The sequence below is a fragment of the Streptomyces sp. NPDC093600 genome, assembly GCF_044764755.1.
Classification (GTDB): Bacteria; Actinomycetota; Actinomycetes; order Streptomycetales; family Streptomycetaceae; genus Streptomyces.
Map to the genome: position 1 here is coordinate 1 of NZ_JBIWIU010000016.1, position 26,586 is coordinate 26,586.

Annotated in this window: 22 protein-coding genes and 4 pseudogenes; 13 read left to right on the forward strand and 13 right to left on the reverse strand. The window is 69.7% G+C overall.

What is annotated here, in order from left to right; all coding sequences use genetic code 11:
• Positions 1 to 698: 698 nt before the first annotated feature.
• Positions 699 to 1,004, reverse strand: coding sequence for a hypothetical protein (locus tag ACIRB4_RS28695; protein WP_403295163.1), 306 nt, complete (start codon positions 1,002 to 1,004; stop codon positions 699 to 701).
• A gap of 1,105 nt (positions 1,005 to 2,109) precedes the next feature.
• On the opposite strand from ACIRB4_RS28695, the gene ACIRB4_RS28700 reads away from it, so the two are divergent.
• On the forward strand, positions 2,110 to 5,469 hold the full coding sequence (locus ACIRB4_RS28700; protein WP_403295164.1) for a hypothetical protein: 3,360 nt from the start codon (positions 2,110 to 2,112) through the stop codon (positions 5,467 to 5,469).
• 35 nt (positions 5,470 to 5,504) lie between these two features.
• On the opposite strand, the gene ACIRB4_RS28705 is transcribed toward ACIRB4_RS28700, so the two are convergent.
• From ACIRB4_RS28705 to ACIRB4_RS28715, 3 genes and pseudogenes are all read right to left on the reverse strand, one after another.
• The gene (locus tag ACIRB4_RS28705) at positions 5,505 to 5,756 is read right to left on the reverse strand and encodes a hypothetical protein (protein ID WP_403295165.1); all 252 of its coding nucleotides are present in this window, start codon (positions 5,754 to 5,756) and stop codon (positions 5,505 to 5,507) included.
• A gap of 447 nt (positions 5,757 to 6,203) precedes the next feature.
• On the reverse strand, positions 6,204 to 6,287 hold the full coding sequence (locus tag ACIRB4_RS28710; RefSeq protein WP_403295358.1) for a hypothetical protein: 84 nt from the start codon (positions 6,285 to 6,287) through the stop codon (positions 6,204 to 6,206).
• Positions 6,288 to 6,348: 61 nt separating this feature from the next.
• Positions 6,349 to 6,546 (reverse strand): annotated as a pseudogene (locus ACIRB4_RS28715) (nitroreductase/quinone reductase family protein); the annotation flags it as partial.
• A gap of 470 nt (positions 6,547 to 7,016) precedes the next feature.
• Here ACIRB4_RS28715 and ACIRB4_RS28720 point away from each other — a divergent pair.
• Positions 7,017 to 7,766 carry a ZIP family metal transporter gene (locus ACIRB4_RS28720; protein WP_403295167.1) on the forward strand — a complete coding sequence of 250 codons (750 nt, stop codon included), beginning with the start codon at positions 7,017 to 7,019 and terminating at the stop codon, positions 7,764 to 7,766.
• A gap of 1,502 nt (positions 7,767 to 9,268) precedes the next feature.
• Here ACIRB4_RS28720 and ACIRB4_RS28725 read toward each other — a convergent pair.
• A complete protein-coding gene (locus ACIRB4_RS28725) occupies positions 9,269 to 9,439 on the reverse strand; it encodes a hydrophobic protein (protein ID WP_403295168.1) in 171 nt (56 codons plus the stop codon).
• A gap of 240 nt (positions 9,440 to 9,679) precedes the next feature.
• On the opposite strand from ACIRB4_RS28725, the gene ACIRB4_RS28730 reads away from it, so the two are divergent.
• Positions 9,680 to 10,015, forward strand: a complete 336-nt coding sequence (locus ACIRB4_RS28730; RefSeq protein ID WP_403295169.1) for a transposase — start codon at positions 9,680 to 9,682, stop codon at positions 10,013 to 10,015.
• A 306-nt stretch (positions 10,016 to 10,321) separates the two neighbouring features.
• Here ACIRB4_RS28730 and ACIRB4_RS28735 read toward each other — a convergent pair whose 3' ends face one another.
• Complete coding sequence (locus ACIRB4_RS28735) at positions 10,322 to 11,152, reverse strand: DUF4253 domain-containing protein (RefSeq protein ID WP_403295170.1); 831 nt, start codon at positions 11,150 to 11,152, stop codon at positions 10,322 to 10,324.
• An 83-nt stretch (positions 11,153 to 11,235) separates the two neighbouring features.
• On the opposite strand from ACIRB4_RS28735, the pseudogene ACIRB4_RS28740 reads away from it, so the two are divergent.
• The 4 genes and pseudogenes from ACIRB4_RS28740 (at position 11,236) to ACIRB4_RS28755 (ending at position 16,689) form a co-directional block, all read left to right on the forward strand.
• Positions 11,236 to 12,697 (forward strand): annotated as a pseudogene (locus tag ACIRB4_RS28740) (NF041680 family putative transposase).
• A gap of 61 nt (positions 12,698 to 12,758) precedes the next feature.
• The gene (locus ACIRB4_RS28745) at positions 12,759 to 13,235 is read left to right on the forward strand and encodes a hypothetical protein (RefSeq protein WP_403295172.1); all 477 of its coding nucleotides are present in this window, start codon (positions 12,759 to 12,761) and stop codon (positions 13,233 to 13,235) included.
• Positions 13,236 to 14,518: 1,283 nt separating this feature from the next.
• Positions 14,519 to 15,229, forward strand: coding sequence for a polyprenyl diphosphate synthase (gene uppS, locus ACIRB4_RS28750; protein WP_403295360.1), 711 nt, complete (start codon positions 14,519 to 14,521; stop codon positions 15,227 to 15,229).
• The gene (locus ACIRB4_RS28755; RefSeq protein WP_403295174.1) at positions 15,226 to 16,689 is read left to right on the forward strand and encodes an oxygenase MpaB family protein; all 1,464 of its coding nucleotides are present in this window, start codon (positions 15,226 to 15,228) and stop codon (positions 16,687 to 16,689) included. The genes uppS and ACIRB4_RS28755 overlap by 4 nt, the downstream gene beginning before the upstream one ends.
• An 84-nt stretch (positions 16,690 to 16,773) precedes the next feature.
• Here the strand turns inward: ACIRB4_RS28755 and ACIRB4_RS28760 are convergent, their stop codons facing one another.
• Together ACIRB4_RS28760 and ACIRB4_RS28765 are read right to left on the reverse strand one after the other, a co-directional pair.
• Positions 16,774 to 17,037: a hypothetical protein gene (locus tag ACIRB4_RS28760; protein ID WP_403295176.1), complete on the reverse strand. Its 264-nt coding sequence runs from the start codon at positions 17,035 to 17,037 to the stop codon at positions 16,774 to 16,776.
• Positions 17,024 to 17,827: a hypothetical protein gene (locus ACIRB4_RS28765; protein ID WP_403295178.1), complete on the reverse strand. Its 804-nt coding sequence runs from the start codon at positions 17,825 to 17,827 to the stop codon at positions 17,024 to 17,026. The genes ACIRB4_RS28760 and ACIRB4_RS28765 overlap by 14 nt, the downstream gene beginning before the upstream one ends.
• 294 nt (positions 17,828 to 18,121) lie before the next feature.
• Here ACIRB4_RS28765 and ACIRB4_RS28770 point away from each other — a divergent pair, with 294 nt between their 5' ends.
• Positions 18,122 to 18,418 carry a hypothetical protein gene (locus ACIRB4_RS28770; protein ID WP_403295179.1) on the forward strand — a complete coding sequence of 99 codons (297 nt, stop codon included), beginning with the start codon at positions 18,122 to 18,124 and terminating at the stop codon, positions 18,416 to 18,418.
• A 94-nt stretch (positions 18,419 to 18,512) separates the two neighbouring features.
• Here the strand turns inward: ACIRB4_RS28770 and ACIRB4_RS28775 are convergent, their stop codons facing one another.
• Together ACIRB4_RS28775 and ACIRB4_RS28780 are read right to left on the reverse strand one after the other, a co-directional pair.
• Positions 18,513 to 18,635, reverse strand: coding sequence for a hypothetical protein (locus tag ACIRB4_RS28775; protein WP_403295180.1), 123 nt, complete (start codon positions 18,633 to 18,635; stop codon positions 18,513 to 18,515).
• 419 nt (positions 18,636 to 19,054) lie between these two features.
• Positions 19,055 to 19,654, reverse strand: coding sequence for a GPP34 family phosphoprotein (locus ACIRB4_RS28780; protein ID WP_403295182.1), 600 nt, complete (start codon positions 19,652 to 19,654; stop codon positions 19,055 to 19,057).
• A 537-nt stretch (positions 19,655 to 20,191) separates the two neighbouring features.
• On the opposite strand from ACIRB4_RS28780, the gene ACIRB4_RS28785 reads away from it, so the two are divergent.
• Genes ACIRB4_RS28785 through ACIRB4_RS28795 form a run of 3 tightly spaced genes read left to right on the forward strand, consistent with a single transcriptional unit; the run spans position 20,192 to position 20,958 of the window.
• Positions 20,192 to 20,461 carry a DUF6207 family protein gene (locus tag ACIRB4_RS28785; protein ID WP_403295184.1) on the forward strand — a complete coding sequence of 90 codons (270 nt, stop codon included), beginning with the start codon at positions 20,192 to 20,194 and terminating at the stop codon, positions 20,459 to 20,461.
• Positions 20,458 to 20,652 (forward strand): hypothetical protein, encoded by a 195-nt coding sequence (locus ACIRB4_RS28790; protein WP_403295186.1) that lies wholly within the window; start codon positions 20,458 to 20,460, stop codon positions 20,650 to 20,652. Before ACIRB4_RS28785 ends, ACIRB4_RS28790 begins: the two co-directional genes overlap by 4 nt.
• Positions 20,653 to 20,667: 15 nt before the next feature.
• Positions 20,668 to 20,958, forward strand: coding sequence for a Pycsar system effector family protein (locus tag ACIRB4_RS28795; protein WP_403295361.1), 291 nt, complete (start codon positions 20,668 to 20,670; stop codon positions 20,956 to 20,958).
• Positions 20,959 to 21,084: 126 nt separating this feature from the next.
• Here ACIRB4_RS28795 and ACIRB4_RS28800 read toward each other — a convergent pair.
• Positions 21,085 to 21,358 (reverse strand): annotated as a pseudogene (locus tag ACIRB4_RS28800) (hypothetical protein).
• Positions 21,359 to 22,293: 935 nt separating this feature from the next.
• On the opposite strand from ACIRB4_RS28800, the gene ACIRB4_RS28805 reads away from it, so the two are divergent.
• A complete protein-coding gene (locus tag ACIRB4_RS28805; RefSeq protein WP_403295188.1) occupies positions 22,294 to 23,523 on the forward strand; it encodes a Fic family protein in 1,230 nt (409 codons plus the stop codon).
• Positions 23,524 to 23,869: 346 nt separating this feature from the next.
• Here the strand turns inward: ACIRB4_RS28805 and ACIRB4_RS28810 are convergent, their stop codons facing one another.
• Together ACIRB4_RS28810 and ACIRB4_RS28815 are read right to left on the reverse strand one after the other, a co-directional pair.
• Positions 23,870 to 24,889, reverse strand: a complete 1,020-nt coding sequence (locus ACIRB4_RS28810) for a hypothetical protein (protein WP_403295190.1) — start codon at positions 24,887 to 24,889, stop codon at positions 23,870 to 23,872.
• A gap of 72 nt (positions 24,890 to 24,961) precedes the next feature.
• Positions 24,962 to 25,363: pseudogene (locus ACIRB4_RS28815) on the reverse strand (transposase family protein); the annotation flags it as partial.
• Between the two features lie 244 nt (positions 25,364 to 25,607).
• Here ACIRB4_RS28815 and ACIRB4_RS28820 point away from each other — a divergent pair.
• The gene (locus tag ACIRB4_RS28820) at positions 25,608 to 26,297 is read left to right on the forward strand and encodes a hypothetical protein (RefSeq protein ID WP_403295192.1); all 690 of its coding nucleotides are present in this window, start codon (positions 25,608 to 25,610) and stop codon (positions 26,295 to 26,297) included.
• Positions 26,298 to 26,586: the final 289 nt, after the last annotated feature.

Consider the following 26,586-nt stretch of genomic DNA (forward strand, 5'->3'; position numbering starts at 1 on the left):
GCTGCACTCCTACAATCACCACCGCGGACACACCGCACTCGCAGGCAAACCGCCCGCCAGCCGCGTCCCCAACCTCACAGGGCAATACAGCTAGGCCTGTCAGCCCCTCACCGAGCGAGTCCGAGACCACCGCGGCACCGTCGGCATGCAGGCCACCACCGCCGGCGGCCCAATTGTCCGGGCCGGGGCCGGAGATGCTGCGCGCCGCTTGCCGGCGCGCGGGACCCGCGACGGCCTGGCCGGCGGGGGCATCGACCTGTCCACCGGCCGCCTGTCCCCCGCCGTCGACCAGGTCGACCAGCTCCTGGCATGGGTGTGACGCCTTTTGAAGGAGCACTGCGACGCGGAACTGGTGAACACGCTCTGGTCAGGCGTGCGCGCTGCCGGCAACGGCGCCGGCCGGTCACGCGCCGCCTACCGCAGGCAAGCCCGCCTCACCGACGTCGTCGACCACTTCATCTCCGCGGCCACCGCATCGGATTGAGATCTCCCGCTCACTCCCGCAGATGGGCCAGCAGGCCAGCGCCGGCCTCACCCCCAGGCCGCCCCGGCGGTGGTCGCGGCCCTCGCCCCTCGGCCTGGCGCCGCATCACGCGGCAGGCGGCGCGGACTCGGCTCCGGCTTCAAGGGCATCACCGCCCGGTAATCGGTCGGCTTCCGCGATGCGACAGAGTAAGACACCTCATGCAGTTGAGCCGTCAAGTCGTGGGGTGCTCGCCGCCCCACCGCGCCCGCAAAACTTCGGCCCAGTCGCCGGCTTCCGGACCCGGATCCTCCAGCTGTGGCACTGGGCCGGGAGCCGTCTCGATCAAGTGCACGAGCGTCCATGCGAGGCCGAAGCAGTCGTCGGGGCCGAAGCAGGTGGCCAGGGCAGCGGCCTCTTCGGGGGTGACTGGGCGGGAGATCGCCGTAAGCCGGCGTTCACGCCGGTCGATCTCTTCCTCGCTCGCGTCCCAGTCGGGAAGCGGTCCGTCAGCGACGAACGTCTGCACTTCGGGTCTCATGACCGAATGATCATCCCCCCTGACGCCCTGAACAAGCCGCCCCATCCTGTTCACGCAGTAGCTGTCCCGCTAGCTGGAGCTCTGCGGGGAAGGCAATCTCTTCATCGAATGGAATGCGTGCCAGGAGGCAGGGGCGGAGCCGGCCGAGCATCCGGTGGAACGGGTACCGCAGAGCCCGCATGCGCCAGTCCCCTCCTGCCCGGTGGCGCCGGTAGTGGGCGTCCGGTCGGATGAACCGCTGAGAAGGCGAAGGCCCACAGATGCCCGACGCGGTTGAGCCGGTTGTTCTTCACGAACCGGCGTCCGACGTGGCGGCGTTTGCCGGAAGCCCGCGTGATCGGGGCCGCTCGGCATACGCCGCCGCCGATCGCGCCCCAGACTCCGGGCAGCAACCTCGGGACCGATCCCGGGAGCGGGGAAGAGCAGGTGGAGCTGCGGCATGCGGATGCCGTCCAGATCCACAGCAGCCGGGGGCCGATGCCGAACAGGTCGCCGAGGCGTTTGACGTCACCGCCGCGGCCTGGGCTTCGTACACGCTGAGATGACACCTGAAGGAGTGAGGGGGACATGAAACGCCCCGAGCCCGCCGCAGAAGCAAGTGATCCGGCCCGAGCCGGCGGCGCCGCCCGCCGCCCTCTTCGCCCGGAACAACGCCGTGTCTCTGCGCACCGCAGGACTTCGGCTGCGGGACCGACGCGACGCTCCTGACTCCATGCCCAACCCATCGCCGGCGAACCGGATCCTGAACGACACGATCACCGGCTTCTACCGTCGCCGCACCGAGCTGACCCACCCCGAGCAGTTCGCTCCGAGGTGCCGGACGCCGCGTACGCCATGCAGTTGGGCCGAGGCTGAGTCCCGCAGAAAAGTACCCGGCCGTTCGTGGAACCGGGCGAGCCCGGCCCGGCGTCCTCGCTGAGGACTTCCCGAGGGCGGCGCACGCGCCTGCCGGTCGAGGAGAAACCAGGAGCGGTACAAAATGAACAGGTTCGAAACTTCCTGTTACGATCGCCGCTCCGGGCGGAGGGCTCGGCAGGGGGGGCCTCTCAAGGTCGCGCCGGACGCCCTCGAAACGCCCGCTCTCGACCTTTGGGAGGGGAACCCCATGCAACGCCACGCACGCATACACGCCCGCAACGCGGTAGCCGCCACGACCGCCCTGGGCATCGCGATCGGCCTCTGCGCCGCCATCACGAGCCCGGCCGCCGCCGTACCGGCCGGGGCCACCGCCGACGACGAGGTCGTCGTCCCGAACCCCGGCCGCTTCGAGCCCCGGGGCGAGGAGCTCCTCCAGGCGGGCGCCACGGGCTACGCCCACAAGCAGGAGGGCACGACCGGCTACCTCTGGACGGACGCGGCCACCGGCGCGACCAAGCCGATCACCGAGGAGCAGGCCAAGGGGCACTCCGGCCTGCACGCTTCCTCCGAGGCCGACCCCGTCGTGGCGGACCTGGACCGCGTCTCCGTCACCGACCTCGCCACCGGGCAGCCGAGCCTCCAGGTGACGCTGCCGCAGGGACGGTCGTGGACCGGCGCCTACAACGCCGACACCGTCGTCTCATCGACCCGGCGCGCCGACGGCCTCTACCTCGACGCGATCCAGCTGTACGGGGTCGTGGACGGCAAGCCGGTCGAGCGGGCGACGGTGAAGATGCCCGAGATGTTCGCCGAGGTGATCGTCCTCGCCCAGGACAGCGAGGGTGCCCACCTGCGCTTCAACCGCGAACCGGGGCAGTCGAACAGCGACTACCTGCTCGAATTCCGGACCGGCTCGTTCAAGCACGTGTCGGGGGGCGAGGGCATCGGATTCACCATGGGCTCGGAGCACGTCCTCGTCTCCAGCTACTGGGACAAGACGCTGTCCATGGCGCCGCGCACCGACCCCATGGCGGATGTCGACCTGCCCGCGCCGAAGTTCGAGGAAGGCACCGCGTACACGGTCGTCGGCGACTGGGTCGTCTTCACCAAGCGCACCCTTGACGGTTTCGGCGGCAAGCTCCAGGCCGTGCGCAAGGGCACCACGGCGGTCAAGGACCTCCTCCCCCACGCCACGGCGCACTTCGCCGCCGCCCCCGACGGCAGCCTCCTCGTCACCGGCGGCACCAGTGCGAAGGACTGGGCCGTCCAGCGCGTCGCCGTCGGCCCCGACGGCGCCCTCCAGGTCAGCAAGGTGCGCGCGGTCCCGCAGGTCCCCGCCACCTTCACGGGCCTCGCGCTCGGCGGCGGACGGCTCAGCTTCCGCGGCGCCTCGCTTCCCGGCAACACCTCGGGCCTCTACGACGTCGACACCAGCGTGTCGGGCACGCCCACGGCGAGTGAGGCGACCCTGCGCCACGACACGGGCACGGCGCCCGCCGGCCTCGCGTCGCTCGGCGACGGCGAGTCGGTGTACTCGACGGGGAGCCGGCTGCGGACGACGACCGGCACGGGCACGTACCGCTCGGTCGATGTTCCCGCGAGCACCCTTGGCCACCGCATTTTGGACACCTCGGGCGACTCCGCCCTGGTGGCCGCCGGCGACACCACGTACGCCGTCGACCTGGAGGGCAACGCCCCCCAGGACCAGCCGGGCGTGAGGCTCACCCTGCAGAACTCCGCCGCCGCCCTTTGGAAGGACCGGGTCTGGAAGCCCGCCGACACCACCGGCAAGGTGAACTCGGTCAGCATCCGGGGGACGGAACCGTCCCCCGCCGTCGACCTCGGCTCCGGCTGCGAGCCCAGCGAACTCCAGGCCGTCGGCAACTGGCTGTACTGGGCCTGCGGCGCCGACAAGGCCGGCGTCTACGACCACTCGCTGAAGAAGAGCGTCCCCGTTCCCACGGGTGAGGCCCTGCTCGGCGACGGTTTCGTCGTCCGGCACGAGGGCGACAAGCTGCGGCTGACGGACGCGGCCACCGGCCAGACCTCCGATTTCGCCGACGTGCCCGCCTCGGCCTCCGGTTCGGGTCGCCGTTCGACCTGGACGGTGGACCGCTTCGGTGGCGGTGTGGCGTACATCGACGCCAAGCACGACATCCGCGTCAAGCAGGTCGGCATCGCCCGCCAGCCGTTCCAGGCGCTGGGTGAGTCCGTCCCGCCGGTGACCTTCGAGGGCTCCGCCATGGAGCCGACGGCCACCTGGTCCCCGTCGTGGCGGTTCTCCAAGCCTGTGGGTTCCTGGAAGCTGTCCCTGCTGAAGTCCGACGGCGAGGCCGTGCGCGTCTTCGAGGGAACCCAGGGCACCGGCGCCGCCGTTCGCGTGACCTGGGACGGCAAGGACGCACGGGGCCGCACTCTCGAATCCGGCAGTTACCGCTGGGAGCTGATCGCCCGGCCGCAGGACGGGGTGGGCTCCACACAGACGCCCTACGGAATCTTCTGGATCAAGGGCAGCACGCTGACCACGGTCCCCGGCACCTACACGCCGGTGACCCCGACCCGTCTCATGGACACCCGTGAGGGCCTCGGCGTCCCCAAGGCGAAGGTCAACCCGGGCAGCACGGTGAAGCTGAAGGTCGGCGGCGTGGCCGGCGTACCCGCCGAGAAGCTCACCGCCGTCGTCCTCAACGTGACCGCCACCAACGCCACCGCGACGAGCTTCGTCTCCGTCTACCCCTACGGGACGCAGCGCACCTCCGCCTCGAACCTCAACTTCAAGGCCGGGCAGACCGTCCCGAACCTGGTCACCGTCCCCGTGGTCAACGGCTGGGTCGAGTTCTACAACCGCAGCGGCACGGTCGACCTGCTCGCCGACGTCGCCGGGTACTACACCGAGGGCACCTCCGGCGCCGAGTACCAGCCCGTCACGCCGAGCCGTCTCATGGACACCCGCACGGGCACCGGCGTGCCGAAGGCCAAGGTCGGTGCCGGCAAGACGGTGACGCTGACCATCAGGGAGCCGGGCGTCACCGCCGTCGCCATGAACGTGACCGCGACCAACGCGAGCTCGTCGAGCTTCGTATCCGTCTACCCGTACGGGACGACCCGTACGGCCGCGTCCAACCTCAACTTCACCGCCGGCCAGACCGTACCGAACATGGTCATCGTCCCCGTCAAGGACGGCAAGATCACCTTCTACAACCGCGCCGGCTCCGTCGACCTCATCGCCGACGTCGCCGGGTACTTCAAGGACAGCACCGGCTCGGTCTTCACCGGCATGCAGCCCAAGCGCCTCTTGGACACTCGTGACGGCACCGGCGTGCCGAAGGCCAAGGTCGGCGAGGGCAGGACGGTGTCCCTCACCGTCGGCACCAAGTACAAGGCCCTCGTCCTGAACGTGACGGCCACCAATGCCACCGAGTCGAGCTTCGTGTCGGTCTACCCGTACGGGACGACCCGTACGGCCGCGTCCAACCTCAACTTCACCGCCGGCCAGACCGTGCCGAACCTGGTCGTCGTCCCCGTCAACGACGGCAAGATCACCTTCTACAACAAGAACGGCTCCGTCGACCTGATCGCCGACGTCGCCGGGTACTACACCGACTGACCCCGCAAGGGAACACCGCAGCATCCCGCAGGGCCTCATGATGGGCGACATGACCGACGTCGAGTCGCAGCTTCGTCGAGGCCCTGCGGTCTTCCCGGGTCTGGGACACCGCGCTGCCCGTCGGCCGCCGGAAGTCCGGTGTGCTCCACGTCGGTGAACTCCACGCCCAGGCCGTGCGCGCGGGCGTGGTTGGCGCTGAAGTACGTCTCGGCGAGACCCTCGACCACGATCTGCTGCTGCTCGGTGGTGCCCTGCTCCCACGCGGTGAACAGCCGGTCCGCGAACACGGGGCGCAGGGCCTGCGTGATATCGCGGCCGCGAGTAGACGGCCGCCCGGATGAGGAAAGCGCCAGGCTGACGGCCCGCACCCAGCAGCTCGCCGTCCTCGCCGAGCACGAGGGCAAGGGCCGCTGCGCGCTGCGCGCTGCGCCTGGCCGACACTTCGCTCAAGGAGCACGTCATCCCACGGAACGGCTGACCGCCGAGCGCGCCGCCTACAGGAACGTCGCAGACGGCGCACGGCGCGACGGCGGGCCGGCCCTGCGCGAGGCGTGGCGAGGTGCCCCATCGGTGGACCACCAGTGGCTCTACGCATCATGGGTCGTGCACACCAGCGCCACGCCGCCGAGGGCGGCGAGATCCGGCGCTCCCAACCAGGGCCTCTTTCGTGTCGGCGACGACGCCCAGCAGCGTCAAGACTCGGTCCTGTCATCGGACCACAGGCCCGACGGCCCTCAGCTCGCTTGCCTCGCCGGGGTGACCAGGACCAAGGGGATCTGCCGGGTCGTCGCGGTGCGGTAGTCCGCGTAGGAGGGCATCGTGGCCGCCACCGCCGGCCACAGGCGGGCCGACTCGGCCGCCGTGGCCGACCCGGGCCGTCGCGGTATAGGTGGCCGCGCCGATCTGGAGGGTGACCTCCGGGGTGGCCGGCAGGTTCAGGTACCAGGCCGGATGGCGGTCCGCGCCCGCGTTGAACGCCGTGACGACGTACGCGTCACTGTCCCGGACGTACGCCAGCGCCGTGCGGCGCAGCAGGCCGGACTCGCGGGCCCGGGTGGTGAGGAGCAGGTCGGCCACCCGGGGTGAGGACGGCCGCCGGTCTCCTCGAAGCGGCGGGTGCGGTCGGCGACCCAGGGAGTCGTTGTCGTGGACCGTTGTCGGTCATACGGCGGACACTCCCGTGTGGGTCCGGTGCGGAGTCGGGGCCTCGGTCTCGTCCAGCAGCGCGCGGGCGAAGCCCCCGTGTGTGATCCGGCTGCCGGGGCGTAGGCGTACCCGCCCCAGGGCTCGCCGTCGTGGTGGAAGTCCCCCACCGGGCTCAGCATCACCCAGTCCAGCACCTCCGGTGCGGCCGTCCGCAGGGCCTGGGTGCCGGGCTCATCGGCGGGGTCCGGGGCAGAAGTCGCGGTGAAGCACAGTGTCGCGCCCTGCGGTATCCACCGGTCGGTCGGCGAATGTGGTGTCCTTCGCGGCGGCCGCGCGCTCGGTGTTCTCTTGCCCGGCGGGTAGGCGGGGTTCATCTGTCAACGGCATTGGAAGGGGCGGTTGTGGCGGGAGCGTTGGTTGCGGGTGGGTGGGGCCTGTTCGCGGGCGCGGCTTTGCTGATGGGGGCTGCTGTCGGTTCGTTGGTGCGGGTTCCGCCTCGGCTGATCGCCCTCGTCATGGCATTCGGCAGTGGGGTGCTGCTGGCCGCGGTGTCGTTTGAGCTGATCGCTGAGGCGTACGAGCGTTCCGGTATGGCGCCGGTGGTGGCCGGGGCGGTCGGCGGTGCGGCCGTGTACTCGGGTGCCAATGCTCTGTTGGCGCGGCGCGGGGCTCAGCACCGGAAGCGCTCCGGGGAGCAGCAGCCGTCCGAGGCGGAGGCACCGGGGTCGGGGAACGCCATTGCGCTGGGTGCGCTGCTGGACGGGATCCCGGAGTCTGTGGTCATCGGCACGAGTTTGCTGGGAGGCGGACAGTTGGGGGTGGCGACGGTGGGGGCGGTGTTCGTCAGCAATCTGCCTGAGGGCCTGGCCAGTGCCGCCGGGATGCGCAGGGCCGGGCGCAGCCGCAGGTACGTGTTCGCTTTGTGGGGGAGCATTGCTGTGGTCAGCGGTCTGGCCGCGCTGGCCGGGTACGCGTTGCTCGGCGGGGCGTCTGCGGTGGTGATGGCGGTGATCACGGCAGTGGCCGGCGGCGCGATCCTGGCGATGATCGCGGACACGATGATCCCCGAGGCTTACGGCAAGGTGCACCTGCTGACCGGGCTGGTCACCGTAGTCGGATTCTTGTCGGCGTTCGCTCTGTCTCATCTGTAAGGGCGGGCGTGGGGCGAGGGATGGGATCTCGCGGACCTCGAACTCCGAGGCGCCGGAGCGGGGCGGCTCCGTCCTCGGCATCACGACTGCCGGTAAGGACGAGAAACCGAAGCCCGCGCCGTACACAGGCCGACAAGGGGCCAAGCACTACGCCGCCGCCCGGCAGTCCGTACGAACGCGAAGGACACCTCCGAGTGCCTCGCCCGCACGTCGAGACGATCCCCATCGTGCATCGGTGCGGGTCAGCTCTGCCAAGCAGTAGGTGATACAGCAGTGTTGCACTGGCAGGACCAGCCAGCGGCCGGGGTGACGCCCTCACCGAATCGGGGTACGTCGACCACCGTGACGCCAGCCGCAGCCGGACGAATCGCATCGGGTCTCTCCAGGTGCCTCGATCGATCGCGGTGTCAGCGTCAACTGCGCCAATCGGATCGGGCGCAACCAGGTGACGTCCAGGGGTTCGCGGCTGCCCCGCTGGAAAAGAAGCGCACGCCGTTCCACGGATGGTCGGCCCCGGCTGGGCGGCGGGAGTGGTGCGAGAGGCGTCGCGGTTTCTCACGGGGCGATTCAGGGCCAGCAGGTCATGCGGATGTAACGCATCGTGCCCGTCGGCCCCCGCCCAGCCCTGGCCGCCGGCGGCGTGATCCGCGATCCGCTTCGCCCCCCACGACCACGCCCACCCTGTCGCTGCCCCCTCGATCAATGCGGGGTGGGGTCGCCCCCAGGTCCACCCGCTCCAGCCTTAGGTCGGCGAGCAGCCGCCGCACCACAGCCGCACTGCCCACACCCCGGTCATCGGTCATCGGTCATCGGTCATGTCGATGGTGAACGCGATCACCCGACGCCCGCCCGCAACCTCACAGGCGGGCACCAGCGCCGCGAGAGAACCCAGTCCACCCGAAACCGGAACAGGACGATGCGGCAAATCGCTGCCCGGCAGCGTGAGGGTGGGCCGGGACAAGCGCGCGTTCCGCGAAGGTCGACGGGCGAGTCGCTCCGTGCAAACTCCGACAGAACCGGCACCGGGGGACGGGGAGGAGGTCCATCTCCTGCAACGGGTGTTCAGACACCCACCCAGATATCAGAAGCCGCCCTGCAGGGGCGGCTTCCGGAACCAGGCCGAAACGCTGGGCCTGCTGCGGGCACCACTCACTACTGCGGGCACCACCGCTACCCACAGCCCGACTCAACCAGCACGCCGCCACCAGGAGCCGACCAGGAGTTAGAGGAAGCGGATACGGCAGCGTGCGCTGCCTGCTCGAAGACGCCCGGGGCACCCTCTGCTCCCGCGGCGGCGCGTCGCGCCGTACGGCCGGGGTGGATGACGCTGGAGGCGCAAGGTTCCCTGCGTGACGCCGCCCGCCCCGGCCGCCCGATACATCTGCCCAGGAAAAGCAGCCCTATTGACACGCTTTTCATTTCCGTTGCTCTTTAGTCCGCAACAGGTGTGGGGTGGAACCGCAGACGTCTGCGGTTCCACCCCACACCCGTGCGGAGCTGCTCTACCAGCGGTACCAGCGGCCCTTGTGGCCGCCATGGCCGGCGGGCCGGATCACGAAGCCGAGGAGCCAGACCACCAGCACGATGACGGCAATCCACCACAGGGCCTCGAGAGCGAAGCCGGCGCCGAACAGGATCAGCGCGAGAAGCAGAACGAGAAGCAGGGGAACCATAATTATCAACCTCCGAGCGCTCATCTGCCCTGTCGGACTACCACCATGCCTCGAAAATCTGTGCGTTTATAGATTCCTTATGCGGGAATTTGAGTGTGCCGCGCTTGGCTTGCGGCACAGGCGGCGTCCACGACCGCCGCACAGGTGAGGCCCCACTCGCATCCGCCCAGCTCACAGGCGTCCGTGCCACCCTCGCCCAGCTCATCAACCAGACCCGCTACCAACCCTGCCGAGCGCGTCATGCCTGCTTCCTCACGGCGCCGAAGCCGCTATTCCTCCGACACCAAGATCGCCGAGTGGGCCCTGATCGAACCCCTCTCACCAGTCCCTGCCTACCGGACCAAGACCGGCGGGCATCCGGAGAAATGGCCTCGGCGGGACTTCGTCGACGCGATCCGCCACATCGTCGACAACGGTGCCAAATGGCGGGCCCTGCCAGCGGTCTTCCCACCCTGGGAGACCTGTTCGGGTCCCTCAGGAGGTGAAACCAGGCCGGGGTGGTGGCCTACATCCGCGACCAGCTGCATCGGCGGATCAGTACGGACAAGGGTCGGTGCCCTCACCCGGTCTCGCTGATCGTCGACTCCCAGTCCGCGAAAGCCTCTGAGACCGTCTCGAAGGCGACGCGGGGTTACGCGACGCCAGGAGGGAGATCAACGGACGCAAGAGACACATGCGAACCGTCTCCCGTCCCCGTGGCGCGAAAGGCTTCGTCATCCTGCCCCGCCGCTGAAAGTCGAGCGGACCATCGGACTGGCTGATGAACGCCCGCCGCAACGTCCGCGACTACGAACGCCTCCCGCAGCACGGCGAAGCGCACCTGAACTGGTCACTCATCACCCTCATGACAAGGCGCCTCGCCCGCAAGCGCTGGGCACTCCCTCAATCCCACCAGAAAGTCCAGTGAGGGTTGCCCACCAGTGCTTCCTCCGCGTAGAGACGGATCGTCTCGCATCCCTGCCGAATGTTGTCGGGGCAGAACGCGAAGTGTTCCGCAGCGACCGCGAGAGCCTCGTCCAGAGTCTGCGGCGGAGCGGCCACGGACAGGTCAAGCCGCGCGTAGGACAGGGCGACCACCTGGACTCCGAAGCGGTCCTCCCCGGAACGAAGAACAGCACACAAACGGGCCACATCGTTCTCGTAATTGACCGGCCCTGACCAGCCAATTGCTGCGGGAAGGTCCGCACCCCGGCCCACTGGGACCAGCGCCAGCCGAGGGCTTTCGAGCGAGTGCTTGGTCAGGGCATCGGCAACGTCCGCAGCAGTCGTGTCCGGAGCTCCCACCGCCCTCTCTGGCGACGCAAGCCCAGGCCAGCTGCCTGTGAACGGGGCGATGGTCTCACCCTCATCCTCTTCGTCCTCGTTCTCCTCGGTATCCGATACCGCCGATGCCCAGAACGTCTTGAGAACTTCCTCAGCCCGATGGTCCCCGGGATCCGACATCATGCCTGGATCCAGCTCACCGTCCCACCACTCCTCAATGCGGGGCTCGTCCTGGAGGAGCACAGGCTGCAAGCCCGCAGCATCCCGGGCTGGCAGGTACTGAGCCCACGTACCGGGCGCTGCAATCCCGTCGGCCACCCAGAGCAGCGGCTCACGCCAAGGACCGTCGTTGGTCTCGGTCACCAGTGAGCCCGGCGGGAGGCTGAGACCCAGCGTTCTTCCCGTTGGGTCGGTCGACAGCGCCATCAGAGGCTTGGTGCGTGTGGTCACGAGGCGAAGGTAACGGGCCCCACCGACAAACCTCAGCTGCGGCCGGACGCCAGGTTGACAAACAGGCACTCAACTTGTCGTTTATGGTCCGGGGTCGAACGCTGCTCGAACTTGATGCGTTCGCGGAAGCGTCACACTTCCGGTCGGAGTTGTACGCGTGTCTGACCGCTCGGGGCGACGCGTTGTTCGAGCTGTGCGACGCGCTGTTGTGTACGGACGGCCCGGTCAGGACGCTGGTCGATCTGGCTCTGGCGCCTGAGCGCCGGCGCGGACACGGCGCCCTGTACGGAGGGCTCAACCAGGGGCAGATCGATGTCGCCCGGCTTCGCCGGGCCCTGGCCGGGATGCCGCTGCCGAGGGCTGTGGACGGTCGGCTCGTTCTGGCCGTCGACGTCTCACCATGGTTGCGGCCTGACGCCGACACCTGCGCTGACCGGGTCTTTTGCCACACATTCGGCCGTGGCAAGGGCAAGCATCAGATGGTGCCGGGCTGGCCGTACTCGATCGTGGCCGCGCTGGAGACCGGCCGCACCTCCTGGACCGCGCTGCTGGACGCGGTCCGCCTAAAGCCCGGGGCGGACGTCGCCGTGGTAACCGCGGTGCAGATCCGCGAGGTCATCGAGAGGCTGGTGGACGCCGGGCAGTGGCAGCCTGGCGACCCGGAGGTGCTGGTGGTGATGGACGCCGGATACGACGCTCCCCGCATCGCTCACCTGCTGAACGGTCTGCCGGTGCAGGTCCTTGGCCGCCTCCGCTCCGACCGCGTGATGCGGCGCCCGACGCCGCCGCGGGTCTACGACCCGAAAGGCGGCCGACCGCCCCATCACGGTGGCGAGTTCGTCTTCGGCGACCCTGCCAACTGGGGCACTGAGCGTGCCGTGACCGTCACGGACACCCGCCTCTACGGGAAGGCGACCGCGCAGGCATGGGACCGACTGCACCCGAGGCTGACCCGCCGGGCGGCCTGGCTCGACCACGACGGACCGCTGCCCATCATCGAGGGCACCGTCGTCCGCCTGGTCGTCGAGAAGCTGCCCTCCGGCGGAGTCAACAAGCCCGTCTGGCTGTGGTGGTCGGAAACCAGCGCCACCCCCGACGACATGGACCGCTGCTGGCAGTCCTTCCTGCGCCGTTTCGTTCTGGAGCACACGTTTCGCCTGTTCAAGCAGACCCTCGGCTGGACGAAACCCCGGCTTCGCAGCTCAGAAGCGGCCGACCGGTGGACATGGCTGGTGATCACCGCCTACGCCCAGCTCCGGCTCGCCCGCCCGCTGGCCACCGACCTCCGCAGACCCTGGGAGAAGCCGACCGATTCGAACAAACTCACCCCCGCCCGCGTCCGCAGAGGGTTCAGGAACCTGCGCGCGAAGACCGGTTCCCCACGGTGCACCGAAACCGACCCGCCCCGGCCCAGGCCGGCCGCTCGGCTCGAAGAACCACCCCACGGCAACCCGCTACGACGTAGGGCGAGTCCTCGCCACCGGCCAGGCATACAGCCGCCCCGCACACCACAAGACAGGAACCAAGCCCCGCCGCACTGGATGAACCCGCAGCCCACAGCACCTACGACGACCAAGTGGGTCTCGCACCGGGCAAGATGAGCGACATGGCCATTGAAGGAAACACGGGCTTCACACTGCCGCGGGGTGCGACAGGCTTCTCCCTACCGAAGGACGGCCCCCTTCCGGAAACCGACCTGCGGCCGTTCCGGGCCGCTTTGTATGCCGCTGCCCGAGTCGTCGAAGGCCAAGTGGGCGAGATCGAGAACCAGGAGTATCCCCTGACCTTCCACACCGCGTCGGTCGTCGATCGCACTGGTGAGAGCGTCATCCTGTGTCACGCCCATCACCCCTGGATCGCCTTCGCACAGGAACGCCGGAACTGGTACTCACAGGAGTTTCTCTGCCCTCCGCCGTGGGCCTCTACCTTCGCTGAAGCAGGCTTCGTGGTTCTGAGTACCGAGCAGCTCTCCACCCCTCTCTCCGACGTGGACACATCGGTGCTCACAAAGGGCGAGTGGCGTCAAATCCGCTCCTACGGCATCACCACGCTGGGCGGAACGCTCTTCAACGCATGGGCCTGATGATCAAGCGGAGTTGTTAAACGACAAGCTCAGCTCGGCATTTATGGTCCGGTGTCGAATGCGGTTCGAACTTGTTCGGCGTTTCCGCAGTTCAGCGGCTGTGGAGGCCTCCGTCTGATCCTGTGCTCCGTCACAGAGTGGATCAGCGCGAAGGCCGTGGTCGTGAGTTTGGTGCATGAGGGCGTCCTGCGGGATGTGTTCGCGAAAGTGTCGCACTTCCGGTCGGAGCTGTACGCGTGCCTGACCGCGCGGGGTGACGCCTTGGGGGGCGAAGTCATCGCAGCCGGGGATGGAAGGCACGGGAGCCCACGAGCCGAACTCGCCTGGTTCATGACCGCGAACGGCACCACGTGGTGGAGGTCACCGCCCCAGACGGCACGGTCAGACGGACCCACGGCAAGGACGATCCGATCGCCGCCTACGCAGCGGCGGGGCGGCTCGTCGAAGGATCCCCGGAGTCTCGTCGTCGTGGGACGTCACCGCAGCAGACCGACTCGGATGTCGCCGCATTGACGACCCGGCGATTCCATTGCGCCCCACAAGACGGCTGGGCGCGACTGCGGCACGGGAGCACGCTGTGAGCCAGGCGTGATCTCACATGCGGCTTCCTATGCCTCGGGTATGGGCAAGCTAGCGATCAGGTGACGAGACGGCGCGGGCACATTGTTCAACGCCCGATCGCCGGGTTGGAGCAGACATGCGGACCCCTGATTTCGCGGCACTGGAACACGCCGCACAGCGGCGCGGCGCCGACCAAACACCCTGCCCTCACCGCACCGACCTGCTGACCTTCGACAAAGCCCGCGGGGAGACGACGGAGCAAGTGTCCGCTGGACGAAGATCCACAAGGCGCGGCCCAGGGGCAGAGGCTGGAGGTGGGTAGAGAGCGGCGGACACGGTCGCCGGAGGAACGCTGCCCAGTGCCGGCACGAGGGACTCGGACGTACGAGCCAAGGGTGACGGCCACCCGTTTGGCCGGTCAGGACCGATTCGCGCTGTCAGACTCCCCGGAGGGAATGCGCCGGTGGGGCGTGGCCGAGGCTGGGCGGTGAGACGGAGTGGGCGTGACCGAGCGCGGTACGGCCGGTCGTGCCACTCCGGACGGGACGGAGTCGGGCGTGACGGACCACGGCGTCCCGCGCGTACGCGCGGCGACGGAGAACCTGCCGGGCGGGCGGGCGCACGGTGACCAGCCTGGCGGGCAGCCCGGCGACGGGCCGGGGCGGGAACGGCGGGGCGATGGGCCCGGTGAGCAGCGGCGGGGCGATGGGGCGGCGCGTGCGGTGCCGCGGCACGTGGCCTGTGTCATGGACGGCAACGGCCGCTGGGCGCAGCGGCGTTCGCTCCCCCGCACGGCGGGCCACCGGGCTGCGGAGACCACCGTCATCGACATCATCGAGGCGGCCCGTGCCGCCGGCGTCGAGTGGCTCAGCCTGTACGCCTTCTCCACCGAGAACTGGAACCGGCCGGGCAGCGAGGTCGACTACCTGATGCGCCTCGTTCGCCAGGTCGTGCGCAAGCACGCGCCGCTGCTGCTCGCCCGCGGCATCCGTTGCCGCTTCCTCGGGGTCGCCGACCCGCGCATCCCTCGTGAACTGGCCCGGGACTTCGAAGACCTGGCGACGCTGAGCGCCGACAACCGGAGGATGACGCTGACCGTCGCCTTCGACCACGGCGGGCGCCGGGACATCGTCGAGGCCGCAAGGTCGCTGATCCGCAGCGGGACGCCCGCCGACGAGGTGACCGAGCGGCTCTTCGCGGACCACCTGCCGTTCCCCGACACCCCCGACGTGGATCTGGTCATCCGCACCTCCGGCGAGCAGCGCATCTCCAACTTCATGCTCTGGCAGGTCGCCTACGCCGAGTGGGTCTTCCCCGAGGTGCTCTGGCCGGACTTCCGGGCCCCCGACTTCCTCGCCTGCCTGCACACCTACCGGCGCCGCGACCGCCGCTTCGGCGGCGTGCCGCCCCGGACGAACGGAGACCCATCGTGACCACCGGAACCACCCGAACGGCCGACGAGGCGCCCCTGTTCGGCCCGGAATCGCAGTTCAGCGCCTTCTTCGATGACCCGCGCTGGGCGCTGGCCATGATCCGCGCCACCGTGCTGGAGGCCGCCCACCCGCAGATCGGCGCCGCCCTCGTCGACAACTCCACCTTCGTCGCCCACCCCTGGCGCCGGCTGCGCAACACCTTCCTCAGCATGCGGCGCATGTTCGGCACCGACCCGGCGGTCCGCGAACGGGAGGCCGCCCGGCTCAACCGGCTGCACGCCCGCATGAGCGGCTCCGACTCCCGCGGCCGCGCCTACGACGCGATGGACCGCGCGACCCGCGCCTGGGTGGTCGCCACCCTCTTCGAGAGCGCCGTCACCATGTGCCGACTGAGCGGCCAGCCGCTCGACCAGGACACCATGGAGCGGATGTACGCCGAGTACCGCGCGTTCCTCGCCGCGCTCGACGGCGACGCCGCAGAACTCCCCGACGACGTCAACCACTTTTGGCGGTACTTCGACCGGGTCGTCGAAAACGAGCTGGAGAACACCGAGGCGGCCCGCGTCATCCTCTACCGGCTCTTCGACCACCTACCCGCCCCGGCGCTGCTGGATGGCGCGCCGACGCTGTGGGCAGCCGGCCGGGCCGTCGCCGGTCCGCTCCTCGGCGCGATCACCGTCGCCTCGCTCCCCGAGCCGTACCGGCGCCGGGCCGGCCTGCCGGAGATGCCCGGCGCCCCGACCCTCATGCAGGGCGCCTACCTCGCCGCCGGGCTCGCCCGCTTCCTGCCCGAGGGCTGGATCAACGCCGAAAGCATCATCGAAGCCCTCTCGCTCTCGCCCGACAGCGACGACCCCCGCGCCCGGACCGTGACCGCCCTGCGCGCCCGCATGAAGCGGGCCTCCGCCCTGCTCCGCCTCCTCACACCGCTGAGCGGCGACCCCGACACGGCCCCGGCGCCCTCGGCGGGCACGGGAGAAGGGCGACGGTCGGCGGAGGAGTTCTTCCGCAAGGTCCTGGACCAGACCGGCGACGGCCACCTCGACTGGCCGGACCTCGCCGCCATGGCCCGCGAACTGGCCACCCGCCTCGACCTGGACGAACCCGAGGAGACCCGCCTCTACGACGCCTTCGCCGCCTGGTGGCGCGAGCTCCAGGCCGCCCTCGACACCGACGGCGACGGCCGCGTCAGCGCCGACGAGTACGCCGCCGCCGTCCCCTCCCTCGCCGGACCCGCGCTCATCCGCGTCGCCGAGATCCTCTTCGACGCCACCGACAAGGACGGCAGCGGGACCATCGACGCCGACGAGTACCGGACCCTGTTCCGCACCGCCTTCCACCGCGACCTCACCACCAGCGACGGCGCCTACAACCAAAGCGCCTTCGTGGGCGACTTCCTCTCCTTCATGTCAGGCCGCCGCACCAGCACCCCGTACGACCCCCTCCTCGCCGACGCCTGACGTGCGTTGCGGCACTGATCCACGCGATGTCGCGGCATCTCCCAGAACCACGTTCATGCCGGTGACCGTCACAGGTTCAGCCCTTCACAAACAACCGAATACTTCAGCTTCGGCCGCCTCCAGTGCGCCGCACCAGGTACGGTCAGCGGCCGACTTCTGGCGCGCACGGTGTCGATCCGGCGGCTGGGGGCGGTGCACACGCTGGTCGTCCTCGCGCACTGGGTGCGTTGCGGTGGTGTCCTCCCGGTCGGCGGAGCGGTTCATGGTCTCGTGGGCGTGGTCGGCCGCCTTGGTGAACGCGTCCTGGAGTCGGCGCAGTCGTTCGTTGGTGAGATCAAGGTCTTCCACGTCGGTGCGCCTTCATGGCCCGCAGTGCCGTCAGGTCGATCTCCCATCGTGGCCCGGCCTCCGGCTCCTGGTCGTCGTGCTCGGGATCGGCGGCCGCGGACGCGAGCAGCTGCTCGGGGCATCGCGACGACGTCGTACGCCCGGCCCCCACAGCGGTGGAGGTGATGGTGGTGCGCAGCTTCTCCCGCACCACCGCTCCGGCGAGGACAGCTCGCTCGTACCGGGACTGGACGCGGGATATTTCCCACTCCCCTGCGTCCTGGCCTGGGGGCCGGGGCGCAGCCGGCTCGCCGGGATCGGCCGGGGGATGCCGGTCCGGGCCGGGCGCGGGGGTGGATGGGCGGCGCCGGGCGGGGAGGTCGGACAGGTCCCACCGGGCGGTGTAGACGCGGTAGCCGGACTCCAGGCCGCGCACCGACTTCGGCTCGCTGATGTCCAAGCAGAACGTGGAGATGGCGGCGGCCACGATCCGGTCGTCCAGGCCGGGGTCGCGGCTGTTCTTCGCCGACGCCCCCTTGGCGAGCCGGTCGGCCTCGATCCGGTCGGCGTACGGATGCCGGCCCCGCTCGCCGAACAGGTCCGCAGAGCTGGCTCTCGGTGACCTCCTCGCCCAGCGCCAGCCCGAGCACGGCCAGGCCGCGGCCCATCCATCGCCCGGCCGGGACACCGGCTTGCTCCTGGGCGGCGCGCAGCGGCGTACGAGCCGGGCGGCGACCGTCGCCGAGCACGGTCTCGCGAAGTAGTAGCGGTACATCCGACCGGCCCGGATCACCCTGATATCCACTGTCATGCAGACCACGCCACACGGCTCTGACCTGCGAGAAAGAACGATCAGCGGGACGTCCCGCCAGGCGGGAGCAGCGGCCGGACTTTCTTCTCAGGGGCCCGCCAGGCGGGAAGCGGCCCCGGGCCGGACGCGAATGTCATCGCTCTCCGGCAGCCCTCACACCCCGACCCGAACAACACCATCCAGCACCACTGAGCATCACCACGCGCCAAGGAACGAGCGCCACCAACGAACACCGCCTACAGCAGCCCCCGGCACCCGCCGGGGGCTTCGTCGTGCTGCCCGGAGGAGACCACCGTGCCCACCTTCGAGACCCTCCCCCGCTTCACCGCCGACCTCCAGCACCTCACCCCCGCCCAGCGCCGGCGCTTCCGCCGCGTCGTCCTGGACGCCTTCGTCCCCGACCTGCACACCGGCCGCCGGTTCCGCCCCGGCTTACGGATCAAGGGCGTGCGCTGCGCGCCGGGCGGCTACGAACTCACCTGGGCGCCGGACGGCCGCGCCACGTGGTCCTACGGCCGGGCGGTGGTTGCCAGGCTGCCCCACATCGTGTGGCACCGGATCGGCACCCATGACGTCCTCACCGGCCAGTGACGCTGGTGCACCGCATCGGGCGTGGTTGCCCGGGGGACGCGGCGGCAGGAGAGCCAGTCGACCGCGCGGGCGCTTCGGCGGAGTGGAGGGACGGTCAGCCGCTGGCGGGCTCGGCGCCCGCGCCGAAGGGCGGGACGTCCGTGACCGCGACGTCCAGCCGGAGCCGGGCGAAGCGCACCGGGCGTCTCCACGATCCGCGCTCCTGCGCTGTGTCCACCGTGATCTCCGGCCTGAGGAGACCGCTCGCCGCTGAAGCGCCTCGAATGACATCTGGCCCTCCACCCACACGACCAGCTCGCCATCGAGGACCAGGCCGTCGGGCAGGTCCACGACCGCGTCCACAAGCTCCGGGAAGCGGCCCTGCAGGAGGCTGCCCCGGCGGGACTGCAGCAGCAGCGGTCCGGGCGTCGGCCACGCGGTGAAGACCAGTGCCCGGTAGCCGTCGTTCTCCAGACTGGCCGTGTCTCATGAGACACCGTGATCGGACTGCGGGCCGGACGCCCACCCCGTTTCCAGGTGGGGCCGCGCGACTCTGACCGGAACTGGTCCACGGACATGCCGTAGCGCCGCCCGGCGGCCGCACGACCGCTCACTGCCGCCGTCGAACCCGACCGCGCCCCCGAAGGCGGGCTCGGCTCACGGTCCGCGCCAGAGGTTGGCGAAGGCCCTGTTCTCAATGGTCCGCCTCTGGCGTACGGCCTCCAACTCCATCACCGCGTCGTGGACGGCGGCCACCACGGTCGTCACCGCCTCGTCATCAAGGCCGGCCTCATCGTCGGAGCGTTCGTCGTCGATGCCCACGACCGAGGCGAGGGCGGCCAGGACGGGTTCCTTCTCTTTCCAGCGGTCGGCTGCACGGCGGCGTGCGGGCGTATCGGCCGGTTCCACGCGTTCCGTGCCGAAGGACAACCGGCCGCGTTGCTGCGGCTTCAGCTCACCGTTCTTCTCCAGTGCGGCCTGGTACGCCGCCGAGAGGTCTCGGCCCCGGCGCCACAGCCAGTCCTCGATCCGCTCGTAGGGCGCCTGTCGAGTGAGTCCTGCCGCAGCCTCGTCCAGGAACCGATCGCCCAACGTCGGCGGTCCACCCGGCACGATGCGGTCGCCGTCCACGGCGACCGCCCCCGCACCCATGAGATCAATCAGCTCGGCTCCCGCGAGTGCGAGGGACAGGTCTCCCTGCCCCACGGAACGCTTCAGGTCAATGGCGATGATGAACAGGTCTTTCGCCGTGGTCATGAACGGCTCCCCTCGCAGACATCGGCAAAGGTGCGACCCCACCGGCCGAGCCCGCGTCCGAGGCCGACCCGGCGGTGGGACGACTGTCACGATCAGTATCGCCCCCGCCCGCGCGGACGAAGCCCTCTCGCAAGGCGGCGGGAGTTTCTGGCGATGACGCCAGAACGGCGGGTCCCCGCTGGACTGGATTCCCCGAGCCGCTTCGTCCACCTGTCCGCCGAGCGGTGTTCGCCGGGCACGACGCCGGGGCCGGGAGGGTCTCACGGGCCTGGGCGAGCATCGGCTCCACCGGGGGACGTAGCACCAGGTCCTCGTTCCCGACAGGGAGCCGTGCCGCTCGGGAGTGGGCACGGCTCCCCGACTGTGGGGTCGCAGCCCGACCGGTCCTGTCAGCGGACGCAGCTGCTCCTCCCTGTCTACGGCTCAGGCCCGGTCCACGCGACTGGCGCCCGGCAAGTCGGTGACCGGGTTCCCTCGTAGGGATGCTTCTCCCCCGGTCGGCGAACAGGGTCAACCGGCGGATCCGTCGGTGGGGACATGCGTATCGATGAGCAGCACATCGCCGAACCCGGGCTCGTGGTCCTGGAGGTCACCGGCGCTGACGAGGACACCGTCCGCGTAGTGATGGAGGCCCTTCAAGACCAGTGGGCAACCTCCGGGGTCACTCCCGTATGGCGCATCCTCGACATGCTCGACAGCTCGAAGACGTCCTCGGACGGACGGGCCATGTGGGAGGGGCCGTTCACCCGCGAGGTCGGCGGCGAGAAGATCACCGTGTACAAGTCGACCTGGACGTGGGCCCTGTGAGCGCCTCCGATCCGCGCGAGACGGCATGGCGCATCCACGCTGCCCTCGGTGAGTGGACCGCACGGGTCGACGCGAAGGCGTCGTTCGCGCTGACCTTGGAGTCGGCCGCGCTGGCCGGCATCGCGGCCCTGTCCGACAAGAACCGCCTCTTCTCGAACTTGACCGGATTCGGTGTGCGAGGGCCCTTGTGAGCAGGCATCCTGCTGATCCTGGCCGCTGCCGTCCTCGCAATTCTCGTCGTCGCGCCCCGCCTGCGGGCGAAGAAGAAGCTGGAAGCGGAGTTCTCCGAGAACTTCGTCTTCTTCGGTCACTTGCAGTTCTGGGAGCCCACCGCCCTCGCACAGAAGCTCCAGGAGCGGGACATGCTCCCGGTTCTCACCAACCAGCTCGTCAACATGAGCAAGATCGCGTGGAGGAAGCACCGCTTCGTCCAGCTGTCCTTCCTCCTCGCCGGGATCGGCGGCGTCCTCGTGTTCATCGCCGGCGTCATCGCATAGCCCCCGAGCACCGCCCCCGTGTTGGGCCGCGCAGGTTTCTGCGCGGCCCAACCCCGTTTCTACGCGCCGCTCCGCAAGGCCGACACCATCTATCGCCAACAGCGCTGTAGCGTCGGCCCTGGCCGATCAGGGCGTATCGCCGGACCAGTCCCAGCGGTTCCGCTCGCCGGGCCGCGGGTCGTACATGGCGCGGCCGCCGGCGCCGAACTGGCTCAGCTCGGTCATCAGCGCGACGCCGGTCTGGAACTCGTCCGCTGTCCAGTCGGTGATGTCGAGCAGCAGCCCGTCGAGCGGGCCGCCGACCAGTTCGGCGTAGCTCGCGGTGCGGGAGCGGGCCCGGGTGGTCGTGGTCGGCGCCGTAGACCCGGCCGCGCAGCAGTTGCTCGTCATCACGGTCCATCCGTTCAGCCTTGCAGCCGCCGCTGACAGCCGGGTCCGGTCGTGTCACCTGCGGAAGCGTGAGAGTGAGGTTCCGCCGGCCTTCTGCTCGGGCACAGCCTCTTCCCGGTGCCGGGAGCCGGCCGTCCAGCCCTGCTCGATCCAGGAGTGCTCGATTCCTGCCTCGCGCCCTCGGGGTTGGGGTCGACATCACCGGCCTACGCGGGGTCGAGGCCGTGTGCATCGTCGGCTCGCGCAGCTCCCAGGTCGACGTCGTCCAGAACATCGGACGTGCTGCTGGTCGCAGTTTCCTCACAGGGTCGGATGGGCCTCCGGGGGAAGGGCGTCCCAGCCGGTGCGCTCTACCGCCTTCCACCGCTCGCCCGTGAACGCCGCCCTGCACTCGGTGCAGACGGGACGGTGAGGCGAGCGCTGAAAGCTCAGGTGCTCTGCCCCACGGTGCACCGGCTCCTGATGCTCCTGCTTGCCAGCAGCTTGGCGTTCGGCGCCGAGAGCCCGTTGCTCGCAGTCGTCGCACAGACCCAGACGGGACGGCGGGCCTCACGCTCGGCTGCCTTCTTCGCCGCCTGCTCCTGGGCTGCCCGCCGCACCTGTGCCTGTTACTTCCTTGTGGCCCGTCTCGGTGAGCACCCACAGCTGGTGTCCGCACTGAGCATCGCAGTTGGCGGATGGGCGCTTGAGTTGACGGGACTGTGCGTCGGAGGTGGCGACAGGGGCCGCCGCGCGCCTGAGCGGGGAAAACCACTTTGAGGCGCCGGGCGGGCCTGGCAGGCTTGCGCGGTGATCGTTGAATTGGCTCCTCGCTTCCTGACCTGGGACGACGTGGACCCCGCCCGTCAAACCTTCGACGGCGCGTCCGTAGCGCGGACGGTGCGCTCGCTCGGCCCGGCCCGGCGTGTGCCCATCCGCCCGGACGTCCCTTTCGGGGACCCCGCGATGAGCACCTGGAGTCGTGGCGAGGCTGAGTCCTGGGCCGACGCCATGTCGTACGCCCTTGTCCAGCACTACGGCGGGTGGACCGTCGGGTGGCGCTGGTCGCACGACGAGGGGGATTTCGACGGTGGACCGGTAGGAAACTGGTGCTGCCCGCGGGACTCGATCACGACGCCGGGAGAGACTCTGGCCCGTGTCGAGGCGGCCCTGCATGAGTGGCGCGAGTGGCTGGAGTACCTCGCAGGCTGGTTCGAGGCGTACCCCCTGGACCTGACTGACATCGACGATCAGCGGATCTTGTGGGAGCGCACGGCGAGGAACCTGATCCTGCAGGTCGTCGACCGTACCGGGTGCGGCAGTGGCTGGCACGGTCACTGCCGCCAAGTGCTCACCTGGTTCCTCGATCGCTGGGGAGTCGCGCCCGACGTGGCCCGGGGCCTGGTCGACGAGGCGATCGGTGGACGGTTCCACAGCTGGACCGGTCCTGACACGGTGGTGGTCGACGACGTCGCGGAGCAGCTCGCGCTGTCTGTGCAGCCGGCCAACGGCCGTACGCGCGCAGACGAGCCGACTCAAGACCACTTGCAGCGCTGGCTCGCGGCACGCGAATCGGTGCCGTGGCACGAGATCCCGGATGGCGGTACGGGCGGACCGGTGGTGCCCCTTCGCGACGGCGCGTCGGAGGACATCCGGGCCTTCGACGGCGCCATCGACCCTGCCCGAGCCCAAGGCCTGCTCAGCGCCCTAGAACTGCTCCGAGCCGACGCGGCACGCGGAGCGCGGCTCGACTTCGCACTGCTCAGCAGCTGGCAGCAGCACATCCTGGGCACCCCGCAGCCGCCACGGTTCCGCAACTCGACCGCCTTCGCCAAGGGAAGCCGGGAGCGCTACGGCATCGGACCGGACACACGTGCCCGCTTCGACACGTGCCTGGCCGAGAGTGCATCCGACACAGGCCGACCTCTCGGCCTGACCGCCCGCGCCGCCCGCGCCTATCTCGACATCTGCTTCTTCCATCCCTTCGACGACGGCAACGCCCGCTCCGCCTTCCTCACCCTCGTCTTCATCCTCGCCCGCGAGGGCGTCGCACTCGACGGAGTCAGCCTCCTGCGCCGCATCACCTTCGAGGCCAACGACCCCCAGGACCCGCTGATCCTCGTCCGTTACATCAACATCCATCTTGCGGAGACCCGGCGCCGCACCGCCGACTCGACCGGCTCGGCATCGAGGTGAGCGCCAGAGTCGGCGAACGCCGCCAACTCTGGCGCTCAGTCACACTGCTCGTTGTTGACCCGGGGCACGGTAGCTGTCACATACGACGGGACGGGTGGGAACGCTGTTGCTGGCCGCAGGTGCCTTTCGGGTGGCCCCCTTGCGGGGTGAGATGACGCTGTCATTCCTGGGGGGATCGCAGGCATGTACGGCCTGACAGTGCGGAGTCTGCTGTCGACGGTTACCGAAGCGGCCGGCCACCAGGACGTCGAAGTCAGTTATTCACGGGTTTGGGAGGCACCCGCGCGGTGTCCTGTTCGATGTTCACGAGGGGTGACAGCACCGGACCCGAGAGACTCCGCTCCGCCTATTGGAGGCTCCATCGATGTGGGTGCCCGGGCTCGGCGGGGCAGGCGAAGATGTTCAGCAGTCCATCTCGGCCGACCTCGATCTTCGTGGGGCAGCGGTCCCGCAGGCGCCCTGGGACATCCCATTCCTCGGTGGGCATCCAGCTACCGTGGGCGCCGTCCCACTCACTGCTGTCGATGGTCAGCAGCAGGACCATCGGTGCGGCACAGGTTTCACAATTCATCGGGTGGGGGTCGGTCGTGTGCCAGGAGGGGAACCCGCCTACGCGACAACCCTGTGGAATCGACAGGTCGTGGTGGTAAGTGACCAACTCGTCGTCCAGACCCTGAATCTCGGCCTTCCGTTCCTGGGCCGCCTCCCAAGCGTCGATCTTCTTCTCCAGCCTGGCCGGCAGCGATCCGGCGTATGGGTAGGTGACAACCTGCTCGGGGTGCAGTACGCACGGCTCGGCGACAGAGCCCTCGAAGCCGACCAGCGACGGCTGCGGCGGAGCGTCCAACGGCACAGCCACCTCGTCAGAACGGCGCCAGCGTACGTGGAGCGCCAGCCCGTAGCGGCTCGGACCATGTGCCTCGAACGGGCACCAGAGCACCTGGAGCAGGTCACAGCCGTCCGGGCCCGGCGCGAGGCCGGGCACATCCCGCCGGTACAACTGGACCAGGCCGATCAGCGGGATCGGTTCGGTGTCGGCAACGTCCTGGTCGCGGTGTCTGCGGCCGAGCTCCGTAAGCAGGACCCGTTCCTCATCGCTGGGTCGGTCACGGGCCCAGGCGTCCGCGAGCAACTGTCGCCTGCGATGGATGTCCGCGACGCGGTACCCGCGGCTGCGTTTGTGCGGCTCGGTGCAGAATGGCCACGGCTCGTCGGCCGGCCACAGCAGAGGACCGCCGACCGAGCTGACCGACGCGTCCGGCCGCCCCGGCCGCGGGTGCAGGCGCGTCGTCACACCCCGAAGCGCCCCCAGCTTTGGGAAGAGCTCCTCAACGTGCACAGGGCGCGGTGGCGTAGTTCTGGTCATGGCCCAGACACTAACGACTTGGTACTCGATTGAGGTCGGGGCGTGCTGGCCTGGCGGATTGGCTGGTGGTGATCAACCGGCCGTGCGCTGGTACGGCACCAGTTCGGTGCTCGTGCGGCGCCGGGCCGGTCTGCGGGCGGCGCGGTCGGAGACCAAGCCGACGATGGCGGCGTGTGTCTCGGGGTAGTACTCGCGCCGTCCGATGTACCGCTGCAGCGGACGCCACTTCTTCTCTTCGCCGATGACATGCTCCACGCAGATCTGCCTGGAGGACTGGATCGAACGTTCGCGCCAGGCATGCCGCTCTCCGAGCGGGGCGTCGTCCTTCGGTTTCTTCGGCGGGGCGCTGACCTGGTCGGGGAACTCGTTGGCCAGTCCTCGATAGCCCTCGTCCACTTCGGCTTTCACCCTCGAGTGCAGGCGGAACTGCTCGGCGATGCCCTCGGTGCGCACGGCGGTCTGGTCGTGCATGCGTCCGGGCCGGTGGGCACGGCCGGCCCCGCGCCACCGAGTAACAAATTGTTAGGCTCTTGATCCGTGAGCATCCCACCGTCGACCGACTGGGCTGGCCTGTACCACGCCTACGGCCGGGCGGCGGACGTCCCGGGGCATCTGGCGAGCACTGTCCGGCTCAGACCCGGCCGTACGCCGTGCGGCCACGTCGGCCCTCACCAGTAGCGTCTACCACCAGGGCACCCGGTGGCCAGCCAGCGCGCGTGTGGTGGCTCCGCTCGTCGACACTCCATCGACTCCCGACCGGGACACCGTCCTCCACATACTGCATGCCGTAGCCATCGGCGATCTGCGCGACGACGAACTGCCTTTCAACCCCACGCGGGCCTTCGCCGACGCCGACCGGGTCCGCCCGGCGGACGAGGATGCGGTGCTCCGGGTTCTCTTCGAGGAGGAGGACCCGGACATCAATGCCGTCGCCGATGTCGCCGACGCCGTGGCACTGCACTGGGCCGCCGAGGCATACCGCGCGGCTGAGCGTCATACGGCCTCCTTCCTGAGGTGGCTGCACGATCCCGACCCCGCCGTGGTGACCCTCGCGGCGGCGTTGCTGGTCTGGTTCTCCCCGGTGTCCGGGCTGCCGGGCGCGCTCGCCGCCGTGTCGTGCGACACCGCCGAAGCGCGGGCGTCGGCGAACCTCGCGCTTGCTCACCTGCCCGGACACCTCGGCTCCGATGAACTCGGAGCCCTGACAACAGGCCTTGCCTCACCCGACGAAGTGGTACGGGGCACGGCCGCGATCGCCCTGGCCCGCCGACAGGCGACGGCACTGCCCGACGCGGCACTGACCGTCCTCGTGCACGCCGACGCGGTCGCGGTCTCCGGTGCCGTTGAGGGCTGGGACCGCTCCCTGCGAGGCCACGTCGCGGTGGCCCTGCACCGCCTGGGCCTGTAACCCGCCCTCGCGTGAACGCGCGGGACGCAGCCCGCAGACCGGCTCGGCGCCGCACCAGTACCGAACTCATGCGCAACCGGCGGACGGCGGCCAGCACGCCCTGACCTCAATCGCGTGCCAAGTCGTAACAGTTGCTGATCAGCTGCGCGCTACCGGAGCCGACCTGAAGAGACTCGGAGAAAAGTGTTCGCTCGCGATAGACGGCTCCTGGGGATGCGGGCCGCGGAACGCGTCAGCAGCTCGACCACCTGATCGTGTTCAGTGTCGGAGGGGGCGTCCCAGATGAGCC